The 21,095-nt window shown below is 66.3% G+C and carries 24 protein-coding genes and 2 riboswitches; of the genes, 15 read left to right on the top strand and 9 right to left on the bottom strand.

Annotated elements, in window-relative coordinates; translation table 11 throughout:
* The first annotated feature begins 25 nt into the window (after window positions 1–25).
* Window positions 26–607, top strand: a complete 582-nt coding sequence (locus tag BMW87_RS00230) for a peroxidase-related enzyme (protein ID WP_093055598.1) — start codon at window positions 26–28, stop codon at window positions 605–607.
* A 10-nt stretch (window positions 608–617) separates the two neighbouring features.
* Here the strand turns inward: BMW87_RS00230 and BMW87_RS00225 are convergent, their stop codons facing one another.
* Genes BMW87_RS00225 through BMW87_RS00215 form a run of 3 tightly spaced genes read right to left on the bottom strand, consistent with a single transcriptional unit; the run spans window position 618 to window position 3,709 of the window.
* The gene (locus BMW87_RS00225; RefSeq protein WP_093073284.1) at window positions 618–2,369 is read right to left on the bottom strand and encodes a phosphoethanolamine transferase; all 1,752 of its coding nucleotides are present in this window, start codon (window positions 2,367–2,369) and stop codon (window positions 618–620) included.
* 46 nt (window positions 2,370–2,415) lie between these two features.
* Window positions 2,416–3,018: a phosphatase PAP2 family protein gene (locus BMW87_RS00220; RefSeq protein ID WP_093073282.1), complete on the bottom strand. Its 603-nt coding sequence runs from the start codon at window positions 3,016–3,018 to the stop codon at window positions 2,416–2,418.
* Window positions 3,005–3,709 carry a phosphatase PAP2 family protein gene (locus BMW87_RS00215; protein ID WP_093073280.1) on the bottom strand — a complete coding sequence of 235 codons (705 nt, stop codon included), beginning with the start codon at window positions 3,707–3,709 and terminating at the stop codon, window positions 3,005–3,007. Before BMW87_RS00215 ends, BMW87_RS00220 begins: the two co-directional genes overlap by 14 nt.
* A gap of 141 nt (window positions 3,710–3,850) precedes the next feature.
* Here BMW87_RS00215 and BMW87_RS00210 point away from each other — a divergent pair, with 141 nt between their 5' ends.
* Together BMW87_RS00210 and BMW87_RS00205 are read left to right on the top strand one after the other, a co-directional pair.
* A complete protein-coding gene (locus BMW87_RS00210; RefSeq protein ID WP_093073278.1) occupies window positions 3,851–4,525 on the top strand; it encodes a response regulator transcription factor in 675 nt (224 codons plus the stop codon).
* Window positions 4,522–5,877 (top strand): sensor histidine kinase, encoded by a 1,356-nt coding sequence (locus tag BMW87_RS00205; protein WP_093073276.1) that lies wholly within the window; start codon window positions 4,522–4,524, stop codon window positions 5,875–5,877. Before BMW87_RS00210 ends, BMW87_RS00205 begins: the two co-directional genes overlap by 4 nt.
* A 6-nt stretch (window positions 5,878–5,883) precedes the next feature.
* On the opposite strand, the gene BMW87_RS00200 is transcribed toward BMW87_RS00205, so the two are convergent.
* The 4 genes from BMW87_RS00200 to BMW87_RS00185 are packed head-to-tail and all read right to left on the bottom strand — an operon-like array spanning window position 5,884 to window position 8,703.
* Entirely contained in the window at window positions 5,884–6,582 is a 699-nt protein-coding gene (locus BMW87_RS00200; RefSeq protein ID WP_143062537.1) for a M949_RS01915 family surface polysaccharide biosynthesis protein, read from the bottom strand.
* An 11-nt stretch (window positions 6,583–6,593) separates the two neighbouring features.
* Window positions 6,594–7,016 carry an acyl-CoA thioesterase gene (locus tag BMW87_RS00195; RefSeq protein WP_093073272.1) on the bottom strand — a complete coding sequence of 141 codons (423 nt, stop codon included), beginning with the start codon at window positions 7,014–7,016 and terminating at the stop codon, window positions 6,594–6,596.
* A complete protein-coding gene (locus BMW87_RS00190) occupies window positions 7,013–7,900 on the bottom strand; it encodes a DMT family transporter (protein WP_256216675.1) in 888 nt (295 codons plus the stop codon). Before BMW87_RS00190 ends, BMW87_RS00195 begins: the two co-directional genes overlap by 4 nt.
* A 20-nt stretch (window positions 7,901–7,920) precedes the next feature.
* On the bottom strand, window positions 7,921–8,703 hold the full coding sequence (locus BMW87_RS00185) for an SDR family oxidoreductase (RefSeq protein WP_093055581.1): 783 nt from the start codon (window positions 8,701–8,703) through the stop codon (window positions 7,921–7,923).
* 141 nt (window positions 8,704–8,844) lie between these two features.
* On the opposite strand from BMW87_RS00185, the gene BMW87_RS00180 reads away from it, so the two are divergent.
* Window positions 8,845–10,542: an electron transfer flavoprotein-ubiquinone oxidoreductase gene (locus BMW87_RS00180; RefSeq protein WP_093073270.1), complete on the top strand. Its 1,698-nt coding sequence runs from the start codon at window positions 8,845–8,847 to the stop codon at window positions 10,540–10,542.
* A 110-nt stretch (window positions 10,543–10,652) separates the two neighbouring features.
* Here BMW87_RS00180 and BMW87_RS00175 read toward each other — a convergent pair whose 3' ends face one another.
* The gene (locus tag BMW87_RS00175; RefSeq protein WP_143062536.1) at window positions 10,653–11,240 is read right to left on the bottom strand and encodes a hypothetical protein; all 588 of its coding nucleotides are present in this window, start codon (window positions 11,238–11,240) and stop codon (window positions 10,653–10,655) included.
* Window positions 11,241–11,430: 190 nt separating this feature from the next.
* Between BMW87_RS00175 and BMW87_RS00170 the strand changes: the two genes are divergently transcribed.
* The gene (locus tag BMW87_RS00170; protein WP_093073266.1) at window positions 11,431–11,916 is read left to right on the top strand and encodes a tetratricopeptide repeat protein; all 486 of its coding nucleotides are present in this window, start codon (window positions 11,431–11,433) and stop codon (window positions 11,914–11,916) included.
* Between the two features lie 34 nt (window positions 11,917–11,950).
* Here the strand turns inward: BMW87_RS00170 and BMW87_RS00165 are convergent, their stop codons facing one another.
* Entirely contained in the window at window positions 11,951–12,487 is a 537-nt protein-coding gene (locus BMW87_RS00165; protein ID WP_093073264.1) for a DUF3455 domain-containing protein, read from the bottom strand.
* On the opposite strand from BMW87_RS00165, the gene BMW87_RS00160 reads away from it, so the two are divergent.
* The 10 genes from BMW87_RS00160 (at window position 12,486) to gcvH (ending at window position 21,078) form a co-directional block, all read left to right on the top strand.
* Complete coding sequence (locus tag BMW87_RS00160; RefSeq protein ID WP_256216610.1) at window positions 12,486–13,208, top strand: RNA polymerase sigma factor; 723 nt, start codon at window positions 12,486–12,488, stop codon at window positions 13,206–13,208. The genes BMW87_RS00165 and BMW87_RS00160 overlap by 2 nt on opposite strands.
* Window positions 13,205–13,957 (top strand): anti-sigma factor, encoded by a 753-nt coding sequence (locus tag BMW87_RS00155; protein WP_093073260.1) that lies wholly within the window; start codon window positions 13,205–13,207, stop codon window positions 13,955–13,957. The genes BMW87_RS00160 and BMW87_RS00155 overlap by 4 nt, the downstream gene beginning before the upstream one ends.
* Before the next feature lie 38 nt (window positions 13,958–13,995).
* The gene (gene denD, locus BMW87_RS00150; RefSeq protein ID WP_093073258.1) at window positions 13,996–15,015 is read left to right on the top strand and encodes a D-erythronate dehydrogenase; all 1,020 of its coding nucleotides are present in this window, start codon (window positions 13,996–13,998) and stop codon (window positions 15,013–15,015) included.
* Window positions 15,016–15,060: 45 nt separating this feature from the next.
* Window positions 15,061–16,035, top strand: coding sequence for a TRAP transporter substrate-binding protein (locus BMW87_RS00145; RefSeq protein WP_093055567.1), 975 nt, complete (start codon window positions 15,061–15,063; stop codon window positions 16,033–16,035).
* A 97-nt stretch (window positions 16,036–16,132) separates the two neighbouring features.
* Window positions 16,133–16,645: a TRAP transporter small permease gene (locus tag BMW87_RS00140; RefSeq protein ID WP_093055565.1), complete on the top strand. Its 513-nt coding sequence runs from the start codon at window positions 16,133–16,135 to the stop codon at window positions 16,643–16,645.
* 11 nt (window positions 16,646–16,656) lie between these two features.
* On the top strand, window positions 16,657–17,949 hold the full coding sequence (locus BMW87_RS00135; protein WP_093055563.1) for a TRAP transporter large permease: 1,293 nt from the start codon (window positions 16,657–16,659) through the stop codon (window positions 17,947–17,949).
* Between the two features lie 106 nt (window positions 17,950–18,055).
* Window positions 18,056–18,520: a L,D-transpeptidase Cds6 family protein gene (locus tag BMW87_RS00130; protein ID WP_093073256.1), complete on the top strand. Its 465-nt coding sequence runs from the start codon at window positions 18,056–18,058 to the stop codon at window positions 18,518–18,520.
* A 98-nt stretch (window positions 18,521–18,618) separates the two neighbouring features.
* Window positions 18,619–19,179, top strand: coding sequence for a hypothetical protein (locus BMW87_RS00125; RefSeq protein WP_093073254.1), 561 nt, complete (start codon window positions 18,619–18,621; stop codon window positions 19,177–19,179).
* 33 nt (window positions 19,180–19,212) lie between these two features.
* A riboswitch (glycine riboswitch) is annotated at window positions 19,213–19,303 on the top strand.
* 12 nt (window positions 19,304–19,315) lie between these two features.
* Window positions 19,316–19,428: riboswitch (glycine riboswitch) on the top strand.
* 45 nt (window positions 19,429–19,473) lie between these two features.
* Entirely contained in the window at window positions 19,474–20,646 is a 1,173-nt protein-coding gene (gene gcvT, locus BMW87_RS00120) for a glycine cleavage system aminomethyltransferase GcvT (protein ID WP_093073252.1), read from the top strand.
* 60 nt (window positions 20,647–20,706) lie between these two features.
* Window positions 20,707–21,078, top strand: a complete 372-nt coding sequence (gcvH, locus tag BMW87_RS00115; RefSeq protein ID WP_093055555.1) for a glycine cleavage system protein GcvH — start codon at window positions 20,707–20,709, stop codon at window positions 21,076–21,078.
* Window positions 21,079–21,095: the final 17 nt, after the last annotated feature.

Genomic DNA, 21,095 nt, shown 5'->3' with positions numbered 1-21,095 from the left:
CTGGCATCGAACACCAGGAGACAACATGACAACGGCCCGCTACCCCCTTGCCGAACTGAAAGACCTGCCCGAGGACATCCGCACCGCGATCCTCGCCGTGCAGGAAAAGGCAGGCTTCGTGCCCAACGTGTTCCTCGGCCTGGCGCGCCGCCCCGCCGAGTGGCGCGCGTTCTTCGCGTATCACGACGCGCTCATGCTCAAGGAAGAAGGCTCGCTCACCAAGGGCGACCGCGAGATGATCGTCACCACCACCAGCGCGGCCAACCAGTGCCTGTACTGCGTGGTGGCGCACGGCGCGCTGCTGCGCATCTACGAGAAGAAGCCGCTGGTGGCCGACCAAGTGGCAGTGAACTACCGCAAGGCCGACATCACGCCGCGCCAGCGCGCGATGCTCGACTTTGCAATGAAGGTCTGCGACCGCTCGCACGAGATCGACGACAGCGACTTTCCGCCGCTGCACGCCCACGGCTTCGACGACGAGGACATCTGGGACATCGCGGCCATCACCGCCTTCTTCGGCCTGAGCAATCGCCTGGCCAGCTTCAGCGGCATGCAGCCGAACAACGAGTTCTTCCTCATGGGGCGGCTGCCCCGCGAGAAGAAGTAGCCGAACCCGTTCAGGCCTTGTTGCGGCAGGACGCGAGCGCGTCGAGGGCAGACTTGTAGGTGGGCGTGGTCACGTCCATCACGCCGAGCACCGTGTGGTACAGGTTGTCGTGCGTGAGCGGCGCATCGAGCCCCGCCTCCATGCACGAGCGCGAGAGCTTGCGCCGCTCGCTCATGCCTTCGCTGAACCACGTGACCATGGGCACGTGCTTCTGCGCCTCGGGCGCGAAGCTGTAGGGCACACCGTGCAGGAACAGGCCGTACTCGCCGAGCGACTCGCCGTGGTCGCTCACGTACAGCATGGCCGGGTCGTACTGCTTCGATTGCGCCTTGAGCCAGTCGATGGTCTGGCCGAGGAAGCGATCGGTCTGCACGATCGAGTTGTCGTACACGTTCATCAGCTCGGCGTGGCCGCACTCGGCCAGCGCATTGGTCTTGCACTCGGGCAGGAAGCGCTTCACATCGGCCGCCGAGCGCTTGTAGTAGGCCGGGCCGTGGCTGCCCATCTGGTGCATCACCAGCACGATGCCCTTGGCGCGGCGCTCGGCCGGCAATGCGGCGATGCGCTCGTCCAGGCCCTTGAGCATCACGTCGTCGAGGCATTCGTCGCCGTCGCACAGAGCCTTCTTCGTGGCGGCATCGAGGCCGTCGAAGGCCGAGGCATTCGGCACGCGGGTGCAGACGTCCTTGCAGCCAGCCTGGTTGTCGAGCCAGAACACGGCCAGCCCGGCGGCCTGCAGCACGTCGACGAGGTTCTCGTAGTCGTCCTTGCGTGACTCATATCCCTGCTTGCCCAGCGGCGAGAACATGCACGGTACCGAGGCCAGCGTATTGGTGCCGCAGGAATGCACGTCGCGGTAGCTCAGCACGCCGCGCTTGGCCAACTCGGGCGTGGTGTCGCGCGCATAGCCGTTGAGGGCGAAGTGGTCGGCGCGGGCCGTCTCGCCCACCACCACCACGAACAGCGGCGGCTTGGTCTGGGCCGCATAGCTCGCGCCCAGCGCCGTGCCGGCGGTGATCGGAATCAGCTTGCCGCTGCGCTTGAACAGCGGCTTGATGAGCAGCGAACCCGTGGAATAGAGGGTCGCGATGGGGTTCATCATGTAGCGCAGATGAACGTTGTTGCGCATCAGCGGCGCCAGCTCGCGGTTCATGGACACCGCCGCGCCGAGCGCCACGACCACCGACAGCAGCAGCAGCGCCACGTTGCGCCATAGCTTCGACAGGATGCCCATCGGCGCGACGCGCACCCGCCACAGCAACCAGGCCGCGGGCAGTACCACAACCCACACGTTGAAGGCCATGCGCCAACTCAGCAGATCGCGCGCCTCGTTCGGGTCGGTCTGCAGCGCGTTGGCGATCATGGTCGGGTCCATCACCACGCGGTACTCGAGCATGTAGTGCTGCACCACCGCAGCCAGCACGACCACGGCGAGCCACAGCGGCTTCATCCAGCGGGACCAGGCGGTGAGCGACAACATGGCCGCCGAGCCGCACAGCGTGAGCAGACTCATGACCACGATGGTCGTCATGTAGGTGCTCGGCGCACCACCGATGCGGGCCAACTCGTTCCACAGCGGCCAGTTGGTGGTCAGGACGAGGTAGAGGCTGAGCCACAGGACGACCACGGCGGCCGAACGCGGCCGCTCCAGCCACAGATTGAAGCGCACCCACGGGCCGCCGGAGGCAGGCGAGTGTGGCGTTTTGGAGTCAGAAGTACCCACCCGCTGCAATGGGGCGGGAGCGATTCGCGAAACAGACATGTGCCGAATGTAACGAACCCGCCTGAAGGGAGCCTGAACTGACTATTCAGTCAGTGTTCAGGCCGGCCCTGCGCATCCTCAGCATCCTCATCCTCGCGCGCCGCCGCGTCACGAAAGCACCGCTGGAAACGGCCAGGCTCAGCGGCCGGCTGATGCCGCGTTCCACCACGATCGACACCACCGCGCCCAGCATCGCCGCCGCCACGATGTCGGAGGGGAAATGCAGGCCCAGGTACACCCGGCTCCACGCCACTACAGTGGCCACCAGCAGCGCCGCCAGCATGGGCCAGCGAGCAGGCAGGCACCAGAGCGCAAAGGCCGCGGCAAAGGTGCCGGCCGCATGCAGGCTCGGGAAACCGGGCCGCACGCCCTGCGGCACCCACTGGATGCCCAGGCCATAGAACGCAGGCCGGGGAATCGGCGCCACCGTGCGGATCATGTTCACGATCAACCATACGGCCAGCACGCTCATCAGCACCGTGAACAGCGCATAGCGCCAGCGCCGGCTGAACAATGCGCAGACCCCGATGGCGAGCGTCAACAGAGCAGGCAGCAGGTTGGAGGAGAACTCTGCGAAGCCCAGGCTCCATGCCGGTACCGACATGCCCGCGTTGATCAGCCTGAACAGCGCGAAATCAAGGTCCTGCATGTGCGGGCACCGCCGGCCTCAATGCGCGCGAACCGAAGCGCGTTACCGCCACCTCGATGGCAAAGCCCACAACCCAGCAGACCCAGGCCGTCCAGAGCGTGTGGCTCATGTAGTGGGCGCCGCGCAGCTGCTGCGACACACCCAGCACGAGCCCTGCAACCATCGCCACCCCTAGCCAGATTGCTGCAGCGCGGGACGACACCCGGCGCAGCACGAAATACCCGCCCACGTAGGCAAAGGCCGCCGAAGCATGGCCGGCCGGGAAGCACCCGCCTGGCCCGCCGTCGTCGACGCCCCACGACCAGTGCGACACGTAGCGCGCCATGCCGCCGAACTCCTGCAGATCCCAAGGGCAACTGGTGTGGCTGGCGTGCTTGAGCACGCTGACCGCAATCACCGAGAGCAGCACGGTCAGGGCCAACTGCACGCGGCTACCGGTGCTCAGGCGGCGCAGCAGGCCGAAGGGCCAGCGGATCGCGGCGAACAGCGTGATCACGAGCACCCAGCTGAGGTCGCGGGCGCCCTCATGCATCACATGAACCATGAAGGGGCTGTCGCGCAGGGGAAACCCGATGTGGGACCCTGCCATGCGCGCCAGCATCAGATCCCCGCCCGTCGCGTCCCACGCCATCAGTGCAACCAGTGCGATAAGGGTCAGAACCCCCAGACGAAAATTGGGAAAACGAGTCATGGACGAAGGCAGGACTGAAAAACAGTCGCGAGCCTACGTTTGCGGAATGAACCGAGCCTGAAGCAAGATGAACCGAACCTGACTGAAAGGCCCGGTGCAACTCGGTGACGCTAGACTGCAATTTTTCTTGGAAAGACATGCGTGCGCATATTGCTGGTCGAAGATGACAGTGCATTGGCAGATGCCGTCTGCAGCTACCTGTTGGCCAAGGCTTTCGTGGTCGACGTGGCGCCCAGCCTGGCCGACGCGCGCGGCGCCCTGCTCTCGGTGCAGTACGCAGCCGTGCTGCTCGACCTGCATCTGGGCGACGGAGACGGCCTCTCGCTGCTGCCGCAGATCCGCGCCCTGCCCGAGCGCCCCATAGTCATCGTGCTGACGGCCCGCGACCAGGTAACAGACCGCATCCGCGGCCTGGACGCCGGCGCCGACGACTACCTCATCAAGCCCTACGACCCTGCCGAACTGCTTGCGCGCCTGCGCGCGGTCGAGCGGCGCCGCAGCTCCAGCAGCTCGCCGGTGCTGCACCTCGGCACGCTCGAGATCGACCTGGCGCACGACATGGTGCGCAAGGACGGCTCGCCGATCACGCTGACGCAGAAGGAATGGGCGCTGCTGCGCGTCATGGCCACGCGGCCCGAGCGCATCCACACGCGCGAGAACCTCGCCGATGCGCTGTACGGCTTCGGCGACGAGGCCGACAGCAACACGCTAGAGGTCTTCATCAGCCGCCTGCGGCGCAAGCTCGGACGCAGCCACATCCAGACACTGCGCGGCCTCGGCTACCGGCTGTCGTTCTCCGCGGACGACGACGAATGAGTGCCTCCAGCTTCGCGGCCGGCCGCGACTCGCTCGCCGGCCGGCTGACCCGCACCCTGATCATCTGGGTCGGCGGCGTGTGGCTGTTGTGCGTGTTCGCCGTGGTCTGGTATGTGGACCGCGAGATCAACCACAACTTCGACAACGAACTGGTCGAGGTCTCGCACCGCATGTTCGCGATGGCGGTGCAGGAACTGGAAAAGCTGCAGCACCCGGGCCAGGAGCCGCCGCGCGAACCGCTGATCGCGCCCAAGCAGCTGTTCTCGGAAGACGCGGTGATCTACCAGATCGTCGATCTGCACGAGCATGTGATGCTGCGCTCCGCCGAGGCGCCCGCGGACACCTTCGACGTGCCGCTGGCCGCCGGCTTCGCGAACAACCCGACCTGGCGCATCTACACCGTGCGACACCCGACGCTGGGCCTGTTCTTCCAGGTGGCGGACCCGCTCGACGAACGCCGCCACGCCCTCAACCGCACGCTCTTCGGCCTGATCATTCCGCTCGGCGCAGTGCTGCCGCTGCTTGCGCTGGTGTTGCGCAACGTGGCGCGCACCGAGCTGCGGGTGCTGCAGGATCTGGCCGGCGAGATCGAGAAGCGCAGCGGCGCCGACCTGAGCCCGATCGCCCTGCCCGGCGGGTTGCCCAAGGAGTTGCGCACTGTCGGCGATCACGTCAACCGGCTGCTGGAGCGGCTGTCTCACTCGCTCGACGTGGAGCGCGCCCTGGCGGCCAATGCCGCGCACGAGCTGCGCACGCCGCTCGCCGCCGCCCGCCTGCGGCTGCAGACCGCGCTGGAGCACGACCTGCAGCGTAACGACGTGCAGGCCGCGCTCGATGCGCTGCACACTCTCAGCCATCGCACCGAAAAGCTGCTGCAGCTGTCGCGCGCGGAATCGGGCGCCTCGCTCGCGCGCACGCGGGTCGACCTGGTGCAGCTTGCCGGCACCGTGGCGCAGGAGTTCTGGCAAGACCCGCAGAATGCCGAGCGGCTCATGCTCAAGGTGCCCGACAGCGTCGTGCCACTGGCCCTCGGCGACGTCGATGCTCTCGCAATTGCCCTGCGCAACCTGGTGGAGAACGCGCTGCGCTACGGCGGCGGCCGCGTCGTCATCGAGGTGATGTCGCCTTGCACCCTGGCCGTGCGCGACACCGGCCACGGCGTTACCCCCGCGCAGCTCGAAACCCTGCGCGAGCGCCACGTGCGCCACAGCTCCGACCGCGCGGGCTATGGCCTGGGCATTTCGATCGTGGGCACCATCGTCGAGAAGCACGGCGCGAAGCTCGAACTCTCGTCGCCGCCCCTGGGCGCGGCGCACGGCTTCGAGGCGCGCATCGTGCTGCGGCCGGCCTGAGCCTCTTCAGCGCCGGGCAGCTTCCTTCTTCGGCACAAAGCCATAGGAGTTGTCGAAGCCGAACTGCCCGGCGTCGTACATCGCCTTCATCTTCTTCACGAGATGCCGCTGCACCGGCTTGGGCAACGCAAAGTAGTTGTCATTGGCGGTGGTCTTGCGATCGCCGTCCAGATGACCGGTGATGGCGTGGATCGTCGCCTTGCGGCCCAGATGGAAAGCGACGATCTTGATGCGCCCCACGTAGTCGTCGTTGTCGATGTGATCGGCGTCAACGGGGTTGAAGAAGCGATACACGAGGATCGGGTCGACCAGCCCGTCGCCGTCGATGTCCGCGAGTTCGATGAGCTTCGAGCGAAAGTTGACGCCGGCCTCGTCCTTGTTGGCGAAGTCGCGGATCGACCATTCACGGGTCAAGGTGTTGTCGCCGCCCACCTTGTAGAGCGAGGCCTGGATGGCCGAGGACAGCAGTTCCCCGTCGTATGGCTCGTCCTGCTTTTCGCCGAGCAGCAAGACGTAGCTGCCCGACTTGTCGGTGTAGCAATAGCGCTTGAATGCGGGGAGTTCAAGCCCAGCCTTCTTCAGCGCCTCGGCGCTCACGTACGGCGCATTGGCTGCGCATTCGTTCTTGCCGGGTAGGCTTGTCTGGGCGTGACTGCCGGTGACAAGCAATGCCAGGAGCGTTAACGCCAGGAGCTTCCGCTTCATCGGACCGCCGTTCACTCGCTCACCAGCGCGCGCAGCCAATCGGGCAGCGCCAGCGCCTTCTGCTTCGGAAAGTCGACCCAGATGGTGGTCGCGCCGCCAGCTGCGCAGATCACGTCGGGCTCTTCCTCGCGGGCCATGGTGCCCCAGCTCTCGAAGGTGGTGCGGCCGGGGTCGCTCACGTACATCTTGAGCAGCACGTTGCCCGGGTATTCGATCTGGCGGTAGAAATTGCAGAAGGCGTTGACGATCACCATGCCCTCGCCGCCAGGCTCGGGCTCGAAGCCGATGGAGTGCATCCAGTCGATGCGCGCGGTTTCGAGGTAGCGAAAGTAGGTGCCGTTGTTCAGATGGCCCATTGCATCCATGTCGCCCCATCGGATCGGGATCGACGTTTCATACACGAGCTTTTTCTTTTCAGGGATTTCGATTCTCATCGGTGCGCCTTGATGGATGCGAGGATGCCCAGCACGAACAGCAGCGCCGCCGCCCACTCGGCGGCCTGCGGCCAGCGGCCGTCCCAGACGAAGGAATAGAACAGCGCGAACAGCGTCTCGCTGACGATCAGCTGGCCGCACAGGCTGGCGGACAGGCGCTGGCTCGCGACGTTCCAGAGGATGGTCGCCAGCCACGACGAGCCGAAGCCGCTCGCCAGCGCGATCCACACGAACAGCATGCCGTCGGGCTGCGCCTTCAGAGTGGCCACGTCGCTGCCCGCAACCAGCCACAGCAGCAAGGCGCCCAGGCCAGTCGCCACGCCGAGCCAGTTGGCCCAGTCGGTTGCGTTGAGCTCGGTGTGGCGCTGCAGCCAGGCGGCGTTGAGCAGGCCGTACACCGTCCAGCTTGCCATTGCGGCCAGCGCCAGCGCGATGCCCCAGCCGAAGCGGGCACCGCCACTGCCTGCGCCGTGCTGCGCGGACCATGCGCCGTAGATCATCAGCGCGATGCCCGCGCCCGTGAGCAGCAGCCCCGGCAGCAGCGCGCGCATCCGCAGGCCGACGGGCCGGCCCAGCAGCATCATCCAGACGGGGATCGTGCCGATGATGAGGCTGGGTACCTCGGTGCCCGCCGCCTCGATGCCGAAGGCCAGCAGCAGGTAGTAGCCGGTAAAGCCCAACACGCTGAGCCCCAGCGCCGCGAGCGCCTGCCGCCCGTTCGGCCAGCGCACGGCGGCAGGCCGCGCAAACACGGCAAGCGCCGAGATCGCTCCGAACACCGCGAAGCGCGAGGCCGTGATGTCCACCATGCCGAAGTGACCCACCATGCGCGGTGCCACGAAGGTCAAGCCCCAGAGCGCACCCGCGGCCAGTCCGGCCGCAATGCCGACCCAAGCCCGCGGACTCAGAGCGAGAACCCGTCGTCGGCCGCGATGACGGCGCCGTTCACGAAGTGGCTCTGGCCGCTGGCCAGCAGCACGATCAGGCCGTCCAGGTCTTCGGGCTTGCCCACGCGCTTGCGCGGCAGCATGTTGACCAGCTTGGCGCCGCCTTCGGTGCTCCAGTGTTCCTCGTTGAGCTCGGTCGTGATGTAGCCCGGGCACAGCGCGTTCACGTTGATGCCGAAGCGACCCCATTCGAGCGCCATGGCCTTGGTCATCTGCACCACGGCGATCTTGCTCATGCAGTACGTGCCGATCTGCGGCATGACCTTGAGCGCCGCCGCCGACGCAATGTTGATGATGCGCCCACCGATGTAGGTGCCAGGCGCCGTGCCCTGGGCGCGCGCCAGCATGCGCTTGCCGACCTCTTGCGCCACGAAGAAGGAGCCCTTCACGTTGGTGTCGAAGATGTAGTCGTAGTCGTCGGGAGTCACGTCCTGCAGGCGCTGTGTGGTGCTCACGCCCGAGTTGTTGACCAGGATGTCGATGGCGCCCACCTCTGTCTCGGCACGCGCGACCGCCGCCTTGATGCTGCCGATGTCGGTCACGTCGAGCTCGACCACGTGGGCGTCGCCGCCCTCGCCTTCGATGCGTGCGCGCAGCTCCTTGAGCTTCTCGACGCGGCGGCTGGCCAGCACCACCGCGGCGCCCGCACGAGCCAGGGTTTTCGCGAACTGGGCGCCGAGCCCGCTGGAGGCGCCGGTGACGAAGGCCACGCGGCCGGAAAGATCGATGCTGTATGCCATGAACTGAATCCTGTGGAGTCGCGCAGGTGACGCCCAAGCGCCCCGCCCACGAGTGACACGGACCGCCCGTGGACGCCGCATAAAATGCCCCGCAACCCGGGAAGCCCCGCGCCTCGAAAAATCATTATCGACCCAACCCACATGACCCACGACGAAATCCTCGCCCAGTTCGGCCCTCGCGAAGCCATGGAATACGACGTGGTCGTGGTCGGTGGCGGCCCGGCCGGCCTCTCGACCGCGATCCGGCTCAAGCAACTCGCCGCGCAGCACGAAAAAGAGATCTCGGTCGTGGTGCTCGAAAAGGGCTCGGAGCCCGGCGCGCACATCCTCTCGGGCGCCATCATGGACCCGCGCGCGCTCAACGAACTACTGCCCGACTGGAAGGAACTGGGCGCCCCGCTGAACCAGCCGGTGACAGACGACGCGATGGTGTTCCTGGGCGAGAAGTCGAGCCTGCGCACTCCCAACCTCTTCCTGCCGGCCTGCTTCCAGAACCACGGCAACTACATCATCAGCCTGGGCGCCTTCACCAAGTGGCTGGCGCAACAGGCTGAAAATCTCGGCGTCGAGATCTTCCCAGGCTTTCCTGCCGCTGAAGTGCTCTACAACGAAGACGGTTCGGTGCGCGGCGTGGCCACCGGCAACATGGGTGTCGGCAAGGACGGCGAACCGACCGAGAACTTCCAGCTCGGTATGGAGCTGCTGGGCAAATACACGGTGTTCGCCGAAGGCGCGCGCGGCCACCTGGGCCGCCAGCTCATCGCAAAGTACAAGCTCGACGCAGGTAAAGACCCGCAGACCTACGGCCTCGGCGTGAAGGAAGTCTGGGAAATCGACCCCAAGCGCCACCAGCCCGGCTTCGTGCTGCACACCGCCGGCTGGCCGATGGACAACAACACCTACGGCGGCGCCTTCCTCTATCACATGGAGGACAACAAGGTCACCATGGGCTTCATCACGGGACTGGACTACAGCAACCCCTACCTGAGCCCGTTCGAGGAAATGCAGCGCTGGAAGCTGCACCCCAACATCCGCTGGTACCTCGAAGGCGACGAGGCCAAGGGCATCAAGCCGGCCAAGCGCATCGGCTACGGCGCGCGCGCCATCACGGCCGGCGGCCTGATGTCGCTGCCCAAGACGGTGTTCCCGGGCGGCGCACTGGTCGGCTGCGAGGCCGGCTACCTCAACGTGAGCCGCATCAAGGGCAGCCACGCCGCCATCAAGACCGGCATGCTGTGCGCCGAGGCCGCCTTCGACGCGGTCACAGCCGGCCGCCAGCACGACGAGCTCACGGCCTACCCGGCCGCCTTCGAGAAGAGCTGGCTGCACGCCGAGCTGAACAAGGCGCGCAACTTCAAGGCCTGGTTCAAGAAGGGCCTGGGCATTGCAACTTTCATGAACGGCATCGAGCAATGGCTGCTCAAGGGCCACATTCCGTGGACGCTGCACCGCAACAAGCCCGACCACCAGTACCTGAAGCCCGCGGCGGAGTGCAAGCCCATCGTCTATCCGAAGCCGGACGGCAAGCTCACCTTCGATCGTCTCTCCAGCGTGTTCATCAGCAACACGAACCATGAAGAGCAGCAGCCGGCCCACCTGACGCTGAAGGACGCGACGGTGCCGGTCAACGTCAATCTCGCCAAGTTCGCGGGCCCTGAGAGCCGCTACTGCCCGGCCGGCGTGTACGAGTTCGTCGGCACGGAAGACGGCAAGCAGCGCCTGCAGATCAACGCGCAGAACTGCGTGCACTGCAAGACCTGCGACATCAAGGATCCGACGCAGAACATCGTGTGGGTTACGCCTGAGGGCGGTGGCGGGCCGAACTACGTGGGGATGTAAGGCGCTCTGCGCTTGTGTGGCAAAGCCCTCTTCGGAGGGCTTTTTCGTTTCGGTGCTGTTTGCGTTCGGGGGTGCGCGCGAAGGCCACCGAGTGCTGCTGGCCCCGACCTTTAGCGGGGACCAGTGGACTCCACGCGAGGCGTGACCCTGAAGAACTTGCGGGCCTTGGCCGAGAAGCCGAAGGCGTACACCCACCACGCCATGAGGCCGAACAGCAGCACGATGCCCGCTGCCTCCGCCGAGTTGTCCACGCTTGTGCTCGAAGGAGCGAGGCGCCAATACGAGTTGCGCGTCGACATGAAAGGCAGGCCGAGCTTCAGATATGCAAGCAACACGACCGCCGCAGCGAGCAACAGCAAGCCCAACCACCGTCCATAGGCGGTGCGCCGTTGCGTGCCGATCAGTGCGCCAACGGCGCTCGCGACGAGTCCCAAGCGCCATGCGAAGTCGAAGAACAACAGCATGCCGCCCGCTTCAATCTGCGGGTTCTGCACCAGGTAGGCCATGAGACGCCAGATACCGAGCGCCGACAGCCCACCGACAACTACCGCAAGAAGTTGCAGAAGCCAGGCCGCGATCGGCTTCCTTGCTGCAGGCCGCTGTGGCGGTGCCCGATCGACTGGGGCCTCGGGCGGCGCGTAAGGATTGGCTTGGTGCGCACCGGGCCCCACATCTGGCACTTCAAATCTGCTGTTCATGGTTGGTCCTCCGCTCCAGCGGGTACTTTAAGCGCGAACTTTTACGAGGCAGGAGCACGACAGGAACCTCTCGTCCGTTTTTTTCGCGGCGATGCGTCCGTTCGGAAACCCGTGGCGTAAATGGAATCAGGACGGCGATGCACGTCGCAGTCCGCCAACCCATTCAACCTATCGAAGAGGATCTTTCGCCATGAACACCCTGCTCCACCGCATCGCCATCGCCGCCGCTCTGACCGTCGCCGCCGGCCACGCGCTCGCCGCCGACCCAGCCCCCGCTCCTGCGCCGGCCACCAAGGCCGCGCCTGCCAACAAGCTGTCCGCCGCCCGCGCGCTGATCGCCGACAGCAAGTGGACTGCAGCCATCAGCGAACTCGAACGCGTCAACGACACCGGCAATGCCGACTGGAACAACCTCATGGGCTACACCCTGCGCAAGTCCGGCGCCGGCAAGTGGGCCGCCTCGGAGAAGTACTACGACGCCGCGCTGAAGATCGATCCGAAGCACGTCGGTGCGCTCGAATATTCGGGCGAGCTGTACATCTCGATGGGTGACCTGCCCAAGGCCGAGCAGCGTCTTGCCGCGCTGGGCCAGGCCTGCAACATGGCTTGCCCCGAGTACAAGGACCTGAAGGCTTCCGTCGAAAGCTTCAAGGCCGGTGGCGCCAAGAAGAGCTGAGCATGAGGCGGGCCGGCCGGCCCGCCTCATGCGGCTACTTGGCAACCAGGAAGACGTAGTCCGCGCTGTAGTCCTGCCGGATGCGCTTGCCTGCATCGGCCTGCGCCTCGCACCCCTTTGCCGGCGCAGTGCCGCCAAGGGTATTGATGCGCTGCACGCCGGTGACATCGGCCAACTTGCCGGGACCGCCGGCCGACTTGGCGGACAGCAGCAGCCACGGAATGTCGGCCTCGCGCTGGCCGTTGGCGCGGGCCTTCACCGTGCCCAGCGTCTTGCTGCCGTCCAGTGCGGTCCAGTTGGGCCCCGCGCCGTGCGTGCCGGCCTTGGCGCCGCCGGGGCCGTAAAGCTCCGCCTCGGGCGCCACGAACTGCCAGGCCAGCGCGCCCTTGTCGCCGGCCTTGCATTCGTAGATCTGCACGCCCACTGCGTGCCAGGTGAAGGCGGTGCGTTCGCCATCGGATGCCTTGATGGCGGCCGGCAGTTCGGTGGCTGGCGATGCGCAAGCGGCAAGCAAGGCGGCGCCCAGCAGGGCAGTGCACGAGGGAAGAATTCGCGTCGATTTCAATGTCATGGCATTTCCCGGTTCAGGAAGAAAAGATAAACGAACGAGTGCGGGCCGGATCATCCGGTCCTTCTCCAGAAACGACACGCACGCAGGAACGGATGCAATACTCGCCCGCATGAATAGAAATATTCTGATGAGCCTGCAAGACCTGATCGCCGGCGCGGCCCGTGGCGACCACGCGTGCTTCGCCCAGATCTACGAACGCACGCACCTGCATCTGTTCGGCGTCGCGGTTCGTATGTTGGGCAATGAACAGGCAGCCGAAGACGTGCTGCAAGAGGCCTATGTGAGCATCTGGAAAAACGCGGGCGGCTATCGCTCCAGCGTCGACGGGCAAGAGATCCAGCCCATCACCTGGCTGATCGCGATCGTGCGCAACAAGGCGCTGGACGCGCTGCGCGCGCGCAAGCGGCGCAAAACCCACGAACAACCGCTGGCCACGGGTCCGGACGGCGAGGCAGAAACCGAGGCCGATACGGCAGCCGACCCGGCCCCCGGCGCAGCGCAGCTGTTCGACCAGGCCATGCATGCGCTTCGCATCGATGGCTGCATGTCTGCGCTCGACGGCAGCTTCCGCCAGAGCTTGGCGCTGGCCTACTACCAGGGCCTGTCGCACACCGAGGTGGCTGCACAGATGAATGCGCCGCTCGGCACGGTCAAGGCCTGGATCCGGCGCGGGCTCGACAAGCTGCGCGCCTGCCTGAGCGCGCAAGGGGTGGCGCCATGAGATACACCGACGCCCGCCTGCTCGATGCACTGGCATCGGCCTACGCATTGGGCACGCTCGAGGGCGGCGCGCGGCGGCGCTTCGAGCGGCTGATGCGCGATCGCGCGGACGTGCGCGACGTGGTCGCGCAATGGGAGCAGCGGCTCGGGCAGTTGGCCCTGTCGGTGCAGCAGCGCAAGCCTTCGGCCGATCTCTGGCGCGCGATCGCCGCACGCACCCAACCCGCCCAGGCACAGCAAGCACGACAGGCGCGGCCTTCTCGCTGGACCGGCTGGCTGCGGCCCGCAGGCTTCAGCTTCGGCGGGCTCGTGGCGGGCGTCATCGCCGCAAGCGCGTTGTTCCTTGCCGTGCCCGGCGCCTTCATCACGAGCGACCAGCTCGCGATGCGCACGGGCGAGCGGCTGCCGCAAAGCTATGTGGGCGTGCTCACCGACACCGACGGCCGGGGCCGATTGCTGGTCAGCTCGCTGCGGCATGGCCACACGGTCACGCTGAAGGTGCTGGGTGCGACAGCGCGGCCCGTTTCGGGCGATGAACGGCTTGTGCTGTGGGCCTTGCCCGCCGATGCAGCGCCCTTCGCCATCGGCGCGATACCGGCGAGCGGCGCTGGCACGCTGACGCTGCCCGACACCTCCGAGAAGCTGCTGTCGAAGGTCTCGCGCCTCGTCGTGACGCGCGAGCGCAGCGCCTCGCCCGCGGCCCCCAGTGCCGATGTGGTGTTGAGCGGCGCCTGCGCCAAGCTCTGGTGAGCCTCGCTTATTCTTGCGGCTCACAGGAGACAAAACCCATGCAGATCGTCATCACCGGCGGCGCCGGTTTTCTGGGCGCGCGCCTCGCACGCACGCTGTTGAAGCAAGGCAAGCTTTCGCTGGCCGGCGCACCGGCCCAGCCCATCGAACGCATCACGCTGGTCGACCGCGCGGGCGCTCCCGCCGACCTCGCGGCCGATGCGCGCATCACCACCGTGACGGGCGACCTGAACGCACAGCTCGCCGCTGACGCAGATGCCACCGTCTGGCGCGAAGCCGATGCCATCTTCCACCTGGCCGCCGCGGTGAGCGGTGAATGCGAAGCCGACTTCGACCTCGGCATGCGCAGCAACTTCGCGGCCACGCATGCCTTGCTCGAAAAAGTACGCACGCTCGGCACGAAACCCGTGCTGGTGTTCGCCAGTTCGCTCGCAGTGTTCGGCGATTCGCCCGAGCAGCCGCTGCCGAAGGTGATCGAAGACCACACGCTGCCCACGCCGCAGACCAGCTACGGCATCCAGAAATTCATTGGTGAACAGCTGGTGGCCGATTTCACGCGCAAGGGCTTCGTGCGCGGGCGCAGCGTGCGGCTCATGACGGTGAGCGTGCGCCCGGGCAAGCCCAACGGCGCGGCCTCGGGCTTCTTCAGCGGCATGATCCGCGAGCCGCTGGCCGGGTTGCCCGCCGCCTGCCCCGTGCCCGACGCAACGCCTGTCGCCATTGCGTCACCGGCGCGCACCATCGAAGGCATCATCCGCGCCGCCGAGGCCAGCGATGCGCAGTGGGGCCCGCGCACCGCGCTCAACCTGCCCTCTCTCGCCACCACGGTCGGCGAAATGGCCGCGGCGCTGGAGCGCGTGGCCGGCAAGGCCGCCACCGCCCTGCTGGACCGCACACCCGACCCGACGATCCAGCGCATCGTGAAGACCTGGCCGGGCCACATCGATACCGTGCGCGCGAGGGCGCTCGGGCTCACGTCCGACGAAAACTTCGAGGCCGTCATTCGCGAGTACGTCCGTGAAAATCCCGACGCGGTAAAGCTCCCGGGTGTTGCATAGTCCGTTGCGCCTGACGCGCACCTGACTTCAAACCCCGGAGACATCATGAAACTCGGCCACATCGCCGCCGCCTGCCTTTCGCTTGCCCTGGGCACTTCCGCCTTCGCGCAGCAACCGACCGTTCTGAAGATCGGCTACGCGACTTCCAAGGAGTCGCACTACGGCGTGGGCTCCACGGTGTTCTGCGAAGAAATCGAGAAAGGCACCCAAGGCCGCTACAAGTGCCAGCACTTCGCCAACTCGGCACTCGGCGGCGAGCGCGAGCAGATCGAGGCCATCCAGCTCGGCACGCAGGACCTGGTCAACACCTCGACCGGCCCGGTGGGCAACTTCGTGCCCGAGGTCAAGATCGTCGACATTCCGTTCCTGTTCCGCGACTACGACCATGCACGCAAAGTCATGGACGGCCCCATCGGCCAGGACATCCTGACCAAGTTCCCGAGCAAGGGCATCATCGCGCTGGCCTGGACGGAGAACGGCTTTCGCCACATGACGAACAGCAAGCGCGACATCGTCAAGCCCAGCGACGCGGCCGGCCTGAAGATGCGCACCATGGAAAACAAGGTGCACATGGACGGCTACCGCACCTTCGGCATCCTGCCCACGCCCATGGCTTTCCCCGAACTGTTCGGCGCGCTGCAGCAAGGCACGGTCGACGGGCAGGAGAACCCGATTCCGGTGATCCTGTCGTCGAAGTTCTCGCAGGTGCAAAAGCACCTCTCGCTCACGGGCCACGTGTACTCGCCGGCGCTGCTTCTGCTGTCGCCGAAGGTGTGGAACAAGCTGTCTGACGCCGACAAGAAGGTGTTCACCGAAGCCGCGAAGAAGGCCGCCATTGCCCAGCGCAAGAAGGTCAACGACGACGAGAACAACGGCATTGCCCAGCTCGAGAAAGACGGCATGAAGGTCACGCGCACCGTCGACGGCGCCGCCTTCCGCGAGGCGCTGAAGCCCGCCTACGTGAGCTACGCCAAGGAATTCGGCGCGGACAACATCAAGAAGATCACGGACGTCAAGTAAGCCCTGAGCCGCAACGGCCGACCCTCCGGCAACGCGCCCGGCACGCATGCGTGCGCCGGGCGCTTCGTTTTTCAGACAGAACAGAGAACAACACAAAGTGCAAGCCTTCGAGCGCTACTTTCTCGCCGCCAACCGCTGGGCGCTGATTCTTCTGCTGGCCGCCATGTCGGTCATCATCTTCACCAACGTCGTGCTGCGCTACACCACGAGCCAGTCGCTCGAATGGGCGGAAGAGGTGTCGCGCCACATGATGATCTGGCTCACCTTCCTGGGCGCCGGGCCGGTGCTGCGCTACGGCGGGCACATCGCGGTCGAGAACCTGCAGGACGCCTTGCCCCGCAGCGCGGCCGTCGCGGTGCGCATCGTCGTCGCCGGGCTGCTCTTCGCATTCTTCGGCTTCATGGTCTGGTACGGCTGGCTGTACATGGAACGCACGATGTTCCAGCTCACTGCCGTGACTCAGATTCCATTCGCCTACATCTACAGCGCGATGCTGTTCGGCGGCATCTTGTTGATCGTGCACTGGCTGCTGGTGGTGCGTGGCTACGTGCTGCGCAGGGAGTTCGCGTCCGACGCGCACTTCGACGCCAACGCCTCGGCGTCGCTGTAAGGAGAACGACCATGGATGCCAGCATTGTTCTGATCGTTTCCGCCTGCATTTTCCTGGCCATCGGCGTGCCGGTGGCCTTTGCGCTGGGCCTTTCCACCGTTACCACGCTGATCCTTGCGGAGAACTACCCGCTGATGGTGCTGCTGAAGGAAACCTTCACCGGTATCGACAGCTTTCCGCTGATGGCGGTGCCCTTCTTCATTCTTGCGGCCGAACTCATGAGCGGCGGCTCGCTCACCGAGGTGCTGCTGCGCTTCGCAGGCCAGTTCGTGGGCCACCGGCGCGGCGGGCTGGGCTACACCAACGTGGTGTCGCTGACCTTCTTTTCGGGCATCTCGGGCTCGGCGCTGGCCGACGCGGCGGGGCCGGGGTCGATGCTCATCAAGATGATGGACAAGGCCGGCTACGACCGCTCGTACGCGGCGGCGCTCACGGCCTCGACCGCCATCGTCGGGCCGATCATTCCGCCCTCGATCATCATGATCATCTACGCGCTGCAGGACGAGAGCGTATCGGTCGGCACGCTGTTCGCGGCCGGCATCATGCCGGGCATCCTGATCGCGGTGGCGATGTGCGTCGTGAACTTCTACGTCTCGAAAAAGCGCAACTACAAGGGCGATGGGCAAACGCCTCCGCTGCGCGAGATCCTGGTCACGACCTGGAAGGCGATTCCTGCGATCCTGCTGCCGGTGGTGATCCTGGGCGGCATGCGCGCCGGCTGGTTCACGCCGACCGAGGCCTCGGTGGTGGCGGTGTTCTATGCGCTGGTGTGCGGCAAGTTCGTCTACCGCACGCTCGAGTGGAAGATGCTGCCCGACATCCTCTCGCGCTCTGCCCTGCTGTCGGCTTCGGTGCTGATCATCATCGGGCTGTCGGCCTCGTTCGCGTGGGTGCTGACCATCGAGGGCATTCCGCAGCAGATGGCCGAATGGCTCATCAGCATGAACCTCTCGCCGTGGATGTTCCTGATCATCGTCAACGTGTTCCTGCTGCTGTTCGGCATCTTCATCGAGCCGCTGCCGGGTGTGATGGTGCTGGCGCCGATCCTTGCGCCGGTGGCCATCAAGCTGGGTGTGGACCCGGTGCACTTCGCGATGATCGTGATCTTCAACCTCACGCTGGGCATGATCACGCCGCCGGTGGGCGGGCTGCTGTTCGTGACCTGCAACGTGTCGAAGGTACCGATGTCGGCGCTGGTGAAGGAGCTGGTGCCGTTCCTTTGGGCCCATGGGGCGGTGCTGGTCATCCTGACCTTCGTGCCCGCGCTGAGCACGTGGCTGCCGCACGTGCTCGGGTTCAAGTAGCGGCCCGGGCTCCGGGGCCTGATCGGCCCGGTGAATCGGCGGATGTTCACTGCCAGAATCGGGCGACGGGCCAAGGGCCAACAACCGACAAGGAGGGGACTGCGCCATGAATCGATTCCTGAGCTGCCTGCTGGGCGGCGCCTTGCTGGCTCCGGCTGCCTTCGGCGCCCCGCCCGCAACGCCCGCCGCGGCACCAGCCCCCGTATCGGCAGCAGCGCCGGCCGATCCCGCCTCCAGCATCCGCGAAGTCGAAGCCGCCGTGCGCGCCTGGGCCGCGGCCTGGTCAGCCCGGGACGTGGTGCGCTACCTGGCCGCCTATGCACCCGACTTCACGCCGCCGCGAGGCCAGGACCGCAAGGCCTGGGAGGCGGACCGCCGCGCGCGCATTACCGACAAGACGACCATCAGCGTGAGCATCGACAGCCTGGTCATCAGCGTCCAGGGGCAGGCGGCCAGCGCGAGCTTTCAACAGACCTACAGCGCCGACAAGCTGCGCGAGAAGAGCCGCAAGACGCTGGAATTGCAGCGCGTGGGCAACCAGTGGCTCATACGCAAGGAAAGCGCGGGCTGAAGGCCAGCCGCGATTGCCCCTGTAAGGCAAACGGTTCATGAAGATGTCACCACTTGCAACGATGCTGCAGCCCTCGATTCCCGAAAGCTGTGGCTGCCATGTTTCCCACCAAGACCGACAAGGCGCGCGACGAACTCCAGGGCGGACAGCGCACGCTCAGCCAGCGTGAGCGCGCCCTGCTGCTGATGGCCGATGGCCGGCGCTCGCTGACCGACTTCAGTCCGCTGTTCTCCAACCGGGTTGAAGCCGAACAGGCGATCCAGGCGCTGGTGCAGCGGGGTTACCTGCAGGCCCCGCAGGCTGCTGCTGCGGCACCGGCGCCCGCACCGGTAGCAGCCCCCGCCCGGCCCGCGCCTATCGCCGCCGCCGAGCCGATCCAGGTCGCCACCACCTCGGCCGACACCTTCGACGGCAAGCGCTCGCTGGCCACCACGCGCATGTTCCTGTTCGACATCTGCGAGCGCATGTTCGTGCGGCGCGACCCGAAATTCGCGCTGCAGATGCGCGACGCCCTGCGCGAGGCCCGCGACCGCGAGGCGATGCTGACCATCGCCGCGCTGATGCTCACCGAGATCGAGAAAACCGCCGGGGTGGAGCGGGCCGAATCGCTGCGCGAGCGCATCGACAAGCTGCTGCCGCCGGCCGAAATCATCCACTGACGCCGAACCCCGGCCCCGCGCGATCCACTACACTCGCCAGGGTCAGGAGAGAGCCCCGCGTGCCGGGGCCGCCGAAGGCGCAGGGGTTTCCCGAACGCTCAGGCAAAAGGACTGACAAGGCGCCGGTGAACACCGGCGTTTCCTTGCTGGAGAGAGGCCGTTGCAGTGAAAACTGCCCATCGGCCCACCGAAGGAGCAAACCCCGATCGTGGGGCGAATCTCTCAGGTAAAGCGGACAGCAGGGGTGGCCCATGGCTTGCGTCATGGATTTCGTCTGCCCCTTTGGAGTGCCCCGTGGCTGCTTCTTCCGCCCCCGCTACCGAACTTCTCAAGACGCCGCTGCACGACCTCCACGTGGAGCTCGGTGCCCGCATGGTCCCCTTTGCCGGCTATTCGATGCCGGTGCAGTACCCCGCCGGCCTGATGGCCGAGCACAAGCACACGCGCGATGCGGCCGGCCTGTTCGACATTTCCCACATGGGCCAGCTGCGCCTCGTCGGGCCCGATGCAGCGGCCGCCTTCGAAACCCTGATGCCAGTCGACGTGATCGACCTGCCCGCCGGCAAGCAGCGCTACGGCCTGCTGCTGAACGACGAAGGCGGCATCCTCGACGACCTGATGTTCTTCAATGAAGGCAACGGCTCGATCTTCGTGATCGTCAACGGCGCCTGCAAGGTGGCCGACATCGCCCACATCCAGCAGAAGATCGGCAGCCGCTGCCAAGTGCAGCCCCTGCCCGACCACGCCCTGCTCGCGCTGCAGGGCCCGCAGGCCGCGGCCACGCTGGCGCGGCTGTCGCCCGGCATCGAGCGCTTCGTGTTCATGACGGGCGGTGCGGTGCAGATCGGCGGCATTGCCGCCTTCGTCACCCGCAGCGGCTACACCGGCGAAGACGGCTTCGAGATCTCGGTGGCCGCGAAGGACGCCGAGGCGCTGGCCCGCCTGCTGCTGGCCCAACCCGAGGTCAAGCCCATTGGCCTGGGCGCGCGCAATTCGCTGCGGCTCGAAGCCGGGCTTTGCCTCTACGGCAACGACATCGACACCACCACCACGCCGGTCGAGGCCTCGCTCAACTGGGCGATGCAGAAGGTGCGCCGCACGGGCGGCGCGCGCGAAGGCGGCTTTCCAGGCGCGACAAAGATCCTCGCGCAGCTTGCCGTCGCTGCCGCAGGCGCTGCCGGCCACACCGACCACGACACGCTGAAGCGCAAGCGCGTGGGCCTCGTCGCCCTCGAACGCATTCCGGTGCGCGACGGCACGGTGCTGCAATCTTTCGAAGGCCACGACATCGGCGTCGTCACCAGCGGCCTGCTCGGCCCGACGGCCGACCGCTGCATCGCGATGGGCTACGTGGCCACCGCTTTTGCCGAACCGGGCACGCGCGTGCAGGCCATCGTGCGCGGCAAGCCGGTGCCGATGGAGGTCTCGACGATGCCTTTCGTGCCCACCCGCTACTACCGCGGCTGAGCCCGGTCGACCCGGCTAGGCTCTACACCCCGATTCATTTTTTCCACGAGGAGTTTTTCCATGAGCATCAAGTACACCAAGGACCACGAATGGGTGTCGGCCGAAGGCGACGCAGCCACCGTCGGCATCACCGTGCATGCGCAGGACGCGCTGGGCGACGTGGTGTTCGTCGACCTGCCCGAAGTCGGCAAGACCTTTGCGCAAGGCGAAGTTGCCGGCGTCGTCGAATCGGTCAAGGCCGCGGCCGACGTGTTCATGCCCGTGTCGGGCGAGATCACCGAAGTGAACGAGGCGCTGCGCGCCGATCCGTCGCTGGCCAACAGCGACCCACTGGCCGCCGGCTGGTTCTTCAAGGTCAAGCTGAGCGAACCCGCACAGCTCGACGCCCTGCTGGACGCGGCCTCCTACGACAAGTTCGCCGCCGAATCCTGATCCGCTGAGTTCTTCAG

The sequence above is a fragment of the Variovorax sp. OV084 genome (assembly GCF_900111625.1).
Taxonomy (GTDB): domain Bacteria; phylum Pseudomonadota; class Gammaproteobacteria; order Burkholderiales; family Burkholderiaceae_C; genus Variovorax.
This window is presented reverse-complemented; position numbering and strand designations above follow the sequence as displayed.